Below are 7229 nucleotides of genomic sequence, written 5' to 3'. Positions count from 1 at the left end.
GAGTTATAATTATTGTTGTATAATTTGTTTTTCATACATATATTATACCAAAAAACGTACGATTTTGTCGTACGTTTTTGCGTTTTAGAGACTATAATTTATTTATTGCTCGTTACAGCCCCTTTTAAATTATTTCTTTTTTTTCATATTCTTTAGCCTTTTGTTTAAACAGAGCTGATTCGTTTTCAACATTTTGACGTAATGTTTCTAGATTTACATGTTGTAATTGTTTCTTATCAACTAAGCATTCACCATTTACAAATACTGTTTCGACATTGCTGGCATTAGCACTATAAACAATTGCTGAATAAGGATCATAAATTGGATACATATTAGCTGATTTGGTTTCAATAATAATAAAATCAGCTTTTTTATTTACTTCTAATGAACCTACTAAATGATCGATTTTTAATGCTTTAGCACCTTGGATAGTCGCTAAAGCAACAACGTCTTTAGCATGAAAACTGCTGCGATCATGATTTACAGTTTTATGAACACAGGCAACTGCTTTAAGTAAGGAAAATAGCTCTAAAGAATTGCTGCTAGAAGGTCCATCAGTACCTAAACCAACATTAACTCCAGCATCTAATAAAGCTTTAAGGGGCATCGCTCCTTTAGCGGCTTTTAGATTGGAAATTAAGCAATGAGCAATAGCACTATTATTTTTCTTAAATAACTGAATATCATGTTCATTTAAATGAATACAATGAGCCGCTAATAAATGATCATCCATGATTTGATAATGATCTAAAAACTCCACTGGCGTCATTTGATATTCCTTTTTGAAATAATCCATTTCATAATCTAATTCACTGACATGTAAAGACATTGGCACATCGTATTTTATGGCTAATTCATGAGCCATTTTAAGATGTTTTAAATCATTAGTATTAGTAGCATGCGGGGCAATAAACGGAGTAATTAATGGATGATCTTTCCATTTAGGAATAAACCATTTACAATAATCAATTCCGCCATACGGTTCCTGGCTGTCACAACTGCAAAAATCAACGATTGTTTCCCCAACAAAACCACGCATCTTCATTTCATCAGCCGCTCTAGCAACCTCATCTTCAAAATAGTACATATCCATAAAAGTAGTAATTCCTGATAACAGCATTTCAGCCATTGCATAACGCGAACTATGATAAACTAGTTTATCATTCATACATTCTACTTCCAAAGGGAAAAGAAATCTTCTTAACCGATCAACACAATCATCACCTAAAGAGCGAAACGGAATCATCCCCAAATGCGTATGGGTATTGATCATTCCTGGCATCAAAATACCCTGGTTGCCATCAATGCAGTGATCATAATCTTGGAAGCATTGCTTTCCAATTTCAATAATTCGATCATCTTCAATTACCATCTGACCATTTTCAATGACATCAAAGTTTTGATTCATTGTTACGATCGTAACATTTTTAATTAATGTTTTCATCATTTTCCTCCATTAATGGAATAATTGTTTGATTATATGTATCTAATAAACCAAAATCAGTAACTTTCAATTCTGGGGAAACTGGAAGTGATAATGTTGATAATGACATAATGGCATTATCATGTTCATAGCCTAAATCTTTCATTGCTTTTCTAACTTCTTTTAACGAGCTAGCTAATTTATCAATTGGCTGATCACTAATAATTCCACCTACATTTAATAATGCATTGGCAACTACTTTACCATCTACAGCAACTAAATAACCACCTTGTTGTTTAACTAGCTGCTTTAAAGCAACTGCCATATCTTTTTCATTGTTTCCTAACACCATGATATTATGATGATCATGAGCCCAGCTAGTAGCAATTGCCCCTTGTTTAGCTAAAGTGTTTTTAACTAAGGCATGAGCTATATGACCATTTTTTTGATAACGTTCAAAAACTGTCAATAAACTTAAACCAGCACTTTGATAATCGACATAACCATTAATAACTGGCAGTTTCATTTTTAAATGCTTAGTAAATGTTGAATGCGGTTCGATTTCCAAGACATGACAAACTACTTCTGACTGGTTGCTTGTTAGTTTAAAATCATCTTCACTTACATCTTTAAGATGAATTGAATGATAGAAATCACTTGGGAAAACTGGTGGCTGATCATTGATTTCAATTTCTTGATCAATTTGATAGACACACTTTCCTTTTTTATAGACACTATAAATTGAAAATTCTTCTAAATTATCTAATAAAATAAAATCCGCTAACTTACCAGGAGCAATACAGCCACGATCAATCATATGCATTCTTCTTGCTGGTGTATAAGTAGCACAATAAATAGCTTTTTCAATTGGCATATTTAAATCATGTGCTAATTTGACCAATAAATTTAAATGTCCGGTTTTCAAATCATCGACCATTACATCATCAGTTACTAAAGCAAAGTATTCATAAAAATTATTTTTTACTAGTGTTTCAATGTTTTCCGGAGTCATTGATTTACGTTGAATTTCCAAAAACATGCCATTTTTGATCTTTTCAACGATTGATTCAGGACTTTGATGCGTATGATCAGCATCTACCCCCTGGTAAATATATTTAGCTAAATCTAAACCGGTAATTTTAGGGCAATGACCCTCTATTGGTAATTGCCAGCGCTGCTGGTGACAGGCAGCAATAATTTGATTAATTAGAGTTTGATTACCGCCAATCAAATCTTTAAAATTCATTACTTCACCTAAACATAAAATTTTAGGATTTTTTAATAACTGATTAACATCATCGACATCGATCTTACCGCCTGTTGTTTCTAAAGTATTATTAGTTGAAGGAACGGAAGAAGGAATGCCATAAAAAATATCCAATGTTGTTTCATTGGATATTACGGCTTCAATTCCTTTAATTCCAAAGACGTTAGCAATCTCATGAGGGTCAGCTACAACAGTAGTGACCCCATGAGGTAAAACTGCTTTAGAAAACTCACTTGGAATTGTCATTGAACTTTCGATATGCATATGAATGTCAATCAGCCCCGGAATCATATATTTACCTTGACCATTAATTATCTTACTTGCTTCAAGTGATACATCATCGCTAAGGTAATAAAATTTTCCTTCATGAACATAAACATTCTTTTTTTCAAAAGATTGAATAAAAGTATTATATACTTGAACGTTTTTGATGAGCTGATCAATCATGATAATGCCTCCTTTTAGCTATTTAAGATTCTTGTCCATTGATCAACCCAATCTTTTAATAATGGATTGACAAATTTGTAATCAATAACTTTAGCACGAGCGGCAATATCACCATACGTTTTATTTTTAGCTTCTTCATCAGTTAAAACAACATTTTTATTTGTTGGTGATTCATTTAAATCAGAAACTGCATCAGTGTATTGTAAATCTTTGCTTAAACGCCAATTAATATATTTATAAGCTAATTCTTTATTTTCAGAATTTTTATTGATTTCGATTGTATTGAAGTTAGCATAAGTACCTGAAGCTGGTACGATATATTCACATTTTTCATTATTTTTTTGAATTAGACTAACACCATAATCAGCTACCACGGCAACAGAGATTTCCCCAGCACTAAACATATTTGTTAAATCAGAAGATTTAGTATATGTTTTAACAATATTAGGTTTTAATTCTTCTAATGCTTCAAAAGCCGCTTTTCCATTATCGCTAGTAATATCAACACCTTTATAATCACTGGCAATATGCACCATTGCTGGTCCAAAAGTAGTTGTAATTTCTGGAATTGAAATTTTTCCTTTTAAACGACTGTCCCATAAATCATTCCATTCTTTAATTTCAAAACCAACTGCTTCTTTATCATAAATAATTCCAATACTATTTAATGTATATGGAAGACCATATCCATTTTCATCTTTTAATTTAGCTGCCGCATCAATTAAATCTTTAGCATTTCCAACTTTACTATAATCAAGTTTTTCAAATAATTCCGCTTCATATCCCTTTTGTGCTTCTGCTTGTGATAATTCGATGACATCGATAGATGCATCAGGATTGTTGGCAAATTTAGTATAACGATCTGATGTACCACCTTCATCAACTACGATCTTACAATCGTTTTCTTTTTCAAATGGAGCATAAACATCTTCTTTAACGATGTCGGCATTTAACCCCCATGTTGAAATTACCAATTCATTTTCGTCACTGCTTCCTCCGCCAGAGCAGCCAACTAAAAATAATGCTCCAGCCATAAGACTTGCTAATAATTTTTTCACTTTCGACCATCCTTTCTTATACTAAGACAATTTTGTTTGCTGGTAAATACATTGCAATATCATCACCTTGTTTGTAAACTTTTTCATTAGCGCTATTAACGACTAATTTACCAATATTAGTATCAACTTCATATTGATAACTTTTCCCTAAAAAAGTCCGTACGCTAACAGTTCCAGTAATAACATTTTCATGATTATCAGCAGATGGAATGATTTCAATATCATCAGGGCGAATTGTTCCCTTACAAGATTGTAAATCACCATCATTGTCTACGTTAATAATTTGACCCACACTATTGCGGTAACAATGATTAGCTTCTTTTTCTAAATCAAAGAAGTTTTCAAATCCAATAAAACGAGCCACAAACTCAGTTTTTGGTCTTGAATAAATATTTTCAGGACTGTCATATTGTTCAATGACACCATTATTCATAACTGCTACTTTATCAGAAATAGAGAAACATTCTTCTTGATCATGAGTTACAAAAATTGTTGTAATTCCTAATCTTTTTTGTAATCGTTTAATTTCTACCCGCATCTGGATTCTTAATTTTGCATCTAAGTTACTTAACGGTTCATCAAGTAACAATAATTTTGGTTCAATAACTAATGCTCGAGCCAAAGCAACCCGCTGTCTTTGTCCCCCAGAAAGTTGTTTTGGTAACCGGTCAACTAATTCTTCAAGACCACAAATTTCGACAACTTCTTTAATTTTAGCTTCCATTTCAGTTTTATCCATTTTTCTTAGTTTTAAACCAAAAGCAATATTATCTTTAACGCTTAAATGAGGAAATAATGCATAACTTTGGAAAACTAAACCAAAATTTCTTTTATGTACTGGTACTTTGGTAATATCTTCATTATCTAGAACAAACTTACCTTCCTGGGGTTCAATAAATCCCGCAATAACTCTTAAAGTAGTTGTTTTTCCACAACCACTAGGTCCTAATAAAGATACTAATTCCCCTTTTTCAATATCTAAATCTAATCCTTGTAAAATATAATTTTTTTGATGATATGCTACTGCAATATCTTTTAAACTTAAAAACGCCATCTTATTCCTCCTATTTAGCTAGTGCTGAAATACCTAATGTCTTTTCAACAATAAACATTATTATAATTGTTGCCAGCATTAATAATACTGATACCGCAGAAACGGTTGGATCATAATTATATTCAATATAATTCATCAATGTTGTTGGTAAAGTGGTAATTCCAGGACCAGTTAAAAACATGGAAACCGGAATATTATTGAAAGAATTAATAAATGATAACATAAATGCTGCGCTAATTCCTGAAGTAATATTTGGCAACACTACTTTAAAAAATGCTTGTCCTTTTTGACATCCTAAACTCATTGCTGCTTCTTCGATTGCAAAATCAAATTGATCCAAAGAAGAACCAACGATCCTAATTACATAAGGTAAGACAACTAAAAAGTGTCCTAATAATAAACTTTCAAATACTGGTAATCCCATTTTTAAGATCAAACTTTGATACAGGGCATAACCAACAACGATCCCGGGAATAATTGTTGGTGATAAAAAGAAACTTTTTAAAAATTTCTTACCGATTACACTATGACGTGCTAAAGCATAAGCAGCTGGTACTCCTACTAATAAAGCTAATAAAGTAGCTAGTAAAGCTAATTTTGCACTTAATGCCAAGGAACTCATAAAGCTTTGTGAAGCAAATACATTGGCAAACCATTGTAATGAAAAACCATCAATTGGGAAAGTAATCGTACTCTTTTCACCAAAAGCCGTAACTGTAATAATAATTAGCGGGATAAATAAAAAAGCAAAAACTAATATCGAAATAATCATCAATCCTTTATGTCTTCTCATTATACTTCACCCCTTTTATCTAATTTAGCTGCCAAGGCATTTAAGCCTTTCATTACAATCAAAGTTGTAACGATCATTATAACGGCAAAAACACTTGCACCGGTCCAGTTATTTAAACTAAGTGCCTGTTGAGAAATAAAGGTTGCTAATACTAAGTTTTTAGGACCACCTAATAATTGTGGTGTTGTATAAGCACTTAAAGAACCCGTGAATACTAATACACAACCAACGATAATACCTGGTAAACTAAGTGGTAAAACAACTTTTAAAAAGGCTTTTATCCGATTAGCACCTAAACTTTCTGCCGCTTCCATCATATCATTATCAATATTTTCCATAACTCCGACTAAAGTAATGATCATCAGCGGTAAAAATAAATAAATTGTCCCAATTAATACTGAAAACTCGGTATATAAAAGTGTTAGCGGTTCATCAATGAGCCCTAATGACAATAACATATTATTAATGATTCCATTTTTACCTAAAATATTGATCCAGGCAAAACTTCTAACAACTGAATTAGTCAACATTGGGAAAATTGAAATTGCCATTAAAAGTCCACGCCATTTCTTTTCACAACGAGAAATAAAATATGCTGTTGGTACTCCTAAGATCATACAAACGATTGATGAAATTAAAGCAATTTTGACTGTTCTAATAAAAATCGTCATATAATATTCATCTTTAAAAAAATCTAAATAATGTGAGAAAGTAAAACCACTGCCTTCAGGAAACAATGTTGGAAAAATAGTTTGTACTAATGGCATGACCAAAAACACAATCAGTAGAACCAGACAAGGTACCAAAAGAACATAATGAAGCTTTTTTTTCACTACCAAACCCTCCTCTAATAAAAAAATCTATCATGATGATAGACACACTAAAAGCATCTATCATAGTCCCATTATTTACGGTAATGGGGTAGAAACGTTTGTACCAATTTACAAACATATATGATAACCGAATTAATTGTAACAAACGTCACAACTTTTGTCTAATATTTTCCAATTTTTTCTTACAATACAACATTTTATTCCCTTTAAATCACATAATATCATTAAATAAAAACCACGCCTAAAAGACGTGGTTTTCTCTGCGGCTATAAGCCTTTGCTACTTGCTCGCGTCTAAAGGCGCTGCTTTCACTCCGTTCAAGCTATCGCTTTTGACTCTCGCTATCCCTCAAAG

General features: G+C 32.1%; 6 protein-coding genes and 1 riboswitch. All 6 genes read right to left on the bottom strand.

Annotated elements, in window-relative coordinates; genetic code table 11:
- Window positions 1–124 precede the first annotated feature (124 nt).
- Genes J7M77_RS14255 through J7M77_RS14230 form a run of 6 tightly spaced genes read right to left on the bottom strand, consistent with a single transcriptional unit; the run spans window position 125 to window position 6875 of the window.
- On the bottom strand, window positions 125–1444 hold the full coding sequence (locus J7M77_RS14255; RefSeq protein ID WP_296879746.1) for an amidohydrolase: 1320 nt from the start codon (window positions 1442–1444) through the stop codon (window positions 125–127).
- Entirely contained in the window at window positions 1428–3137 is a 1710-nt protein-coding gene (locus J7M77_RS14250; protein ID WP_296879744.1) for an adenine deaminase, read from the bottom strand. The genes J7M77_RS14255 and J7M77_RS14250 overlap by 17 nt, the downstream gene beginning before the upstream one ends.
- 14 nt (window positions 3138–3151) lie before the next feature.
- Window positions 3152–4195 carry an ABC transporter substrate-binding protein gene (locus tag J7M77_RS14245; RefSeq protein ID WP_296879742.1) on the bottom strand — a complete coding sequence of 348 codons (1044 nt, stop codon included), beginning with the start codon at window positions 4193–4195 and terminating at the stop codon, window positions 3152–3154.
- Window positions 4196–4211: 16 nt separating this feature from the next.
- Window positions 4212–5249, bottom strand: coding sequence for an ABC transporter ATP-binding protein (locus J7M77_RS14240; protein WP_296879740.1), 1038 nt, complete (start codon window positions 5247–5249; stop codon window positions 4212–4214).
- A gap of 10 nt (window positions 5250–5259) precedes the next feature.
- Entirely contained in the window at window positions 5260–6042 is a 783-nt protein-coding gene (locus J7M77_RS14235) for an ABC transporter permease (RefSeq protein ID WP_296879738.1), read from the bottom strand.
- Window positions 6042–6875 (bottom strand): ABC transporter permease, encoded by an 834-nt coding sequence (locus J7M77_RS14230; RefSeq protein WP_296879736.1) that lies wholly within the window; start codon window positions 6873–6875, stop codon window positions 6042–6044. Before J7M77_RS14230 ends, J7M77_RS14235 begins: the two co-directional genes overlap by 1 nt.
- A gap of 43 nt (window positions 6876–6918) precedes the next feature.
- A riboswitch (purine riboswitch) is annotated at window positions 6919–7019 on the bottom strand.
- Window positions 7020–7229: the final 210 nt, after the last annotated feature.

Source organism: Thomasclavelia sp., from assembly GCF_017889095.1.
Classification (GTDB): Bacteria; Bacillota_I; Bacilli_A; order Erysipelotrichales; family Coprobacillaceae; genus Thomasclavelia.
The sequence above is the reverse complement of the archived record's forward strand: the minus strand, read 5'-3'. Positions and strand labels throughout refer to the sequence as shown.